The sequence below is a fragment of the Ancylobacter tetraedralis genome (genome assembly GCF_014195655.1).
In the GTDB taxonomy this organism is placed as follows: domain Bacteria; phylum Pseudomonadota; class Alphaproteobacteria; order Rhizobiales; family Xanthobacteraceae; genus Ancylobacter; species Ancylobacter tetraedralis.
Window position 1 is genome coordinate 1 of sequence record NZ_JACICD010000027.1, and the last position, 1,504, is coordinate 1,504.

1 pseudogene is annotated in these 1,504 nt (G+C 63.0%); it reads right to left on the minus strand.

Going from position 1 to position 1,504, the window contains the following annotated elements:
* Positions 1-145: 145 nt before the first annotated feature.
* A pseudogene (locus FHS55_RS23190) lies at positions 146-1,327 on the minus strand (IS3 family transposase).
* Positions 1,328-1,504 lie beyond the last annotated feature (177 nt).

The following is a 1,504-nucleotide window of genomic DNA, read 5'->3' on the forward strand; positions in this document are numbered from 1 at the left end:
AGGCCTGCAAAGCACAGCTCGCTTCTTCACAAACCAACAAATCCCCGCTGTGGTTACCCCACGGCGGGGTTTTTGTGCGTCAAAATGCGCCCGCGCGATGAGCGATATCGTGGTGCGCTCGGATTGACGTTGCCTCCCCCCACTTCTATCCAGCTGTGAGTTCGTTCTGGCGGTTGGGTTTGTCTTCTCGGGCGTGTGGAGCGGCGTGGGCTGACGTGGAGCCGTTGATGATGCGGAGCGTCTGATCCCGCCGCGGGTGGAACGTTGAGGCGAAGGCGGTTGGCGTCTGCCATCCCAGCTTCGAGTGCGGCCGCATGGTGTTGTAGTCGAGCTGCCACCGGGCGAGAGCGGCTCTGGCCTGCGCCAGGCTGGAGAACAGCGTCTCGTTCAACAGTTCGTCGCGCAGGCGGCCGTTGAAGCTCTCGATGAAGCCATTCTGCATCGGCTTGCCTGGCGCGACGTAGTGCCATTCGACCCGAGCCGCGTCGGCCCAGGCCAGAATGGCGTGGGAGGTGAACTCGCTGCCATTGTCGCTGACGATCATCTTCGGCCGGCCGCGCTCTGCCAGCAGCCGATCGAGTTCGCGAGCGACCCTCACCCCGGACAGCGACGTGTCCGCTACCAGCGCCAGGCCTTCGCGGGTGCAATCGTCCACGATGGCCAGCATCCGGAAGCGGCGGCCATCGGTCATCGGGTCGGCGACGAAATCGAGCGACCAGCGCTCGTTCGGTCGCAGCGGGATCATCATCGGCGCCCGTGTCCCGATCGCACGCTTGCGACCGCCCCGCCGGCGGACCATCAGCCGTTCCTCACGGGTTGTGCCGGAACAGCCGCTTGTGATTGACCCGGAAGCCCTCCCGCCGCAGCAGGACGTGGAGACGCCCGTACCCAAGCCGCTGCCTTTCCCGGGCGATGGCCTTCAGGCGCTCCCGCAGCGAGGTGTCATTCCCGCGCGTGGCTCTGTATCTCATGGTCATGCGGCAGAAGCCGGTGGCTTTACACGCCCGCCGTTCGCTCATCGCGTGATGCCCCACGAGGTGGGCGACAAATCTGCGCTCGTTGGCGCACGTCACCACTTCAGATCCTTCAGCGCGACGTTGTCCAGCATGGCGTCGGCGAGCATGCGCTTCAGCTTGGCATTCTCGTCCTCAAGCGCCCGCAGCCGGTTGGCCTCCGACACGTCCATCCCGCCGAAACGGGCCTTCCATTTGTAAATGCTGGCGTCGCTAACCCCGTGCTTGCGACACAGGTCCGAGACCGGAACTCCCGCCTCGTGCTCCTTCAGGATGCCGATGATCTGCTCTTCCGTGAAGCGGCTGCGCCTCATGTTCTGGTCCTCTCAATGGACCACCACGAACTTCAATCTGGATTAGGGATAAGGGGCAACGTCAGGATCAATCAGGTACATTTTGAAAGGTCGGGATTTCTGACGTTTTCGCGGCGATTGATCCACAGCGTCGTTTGCCTGTCATTTTTCTGCAAGAAGGCCGTTGACAGGTTGGGA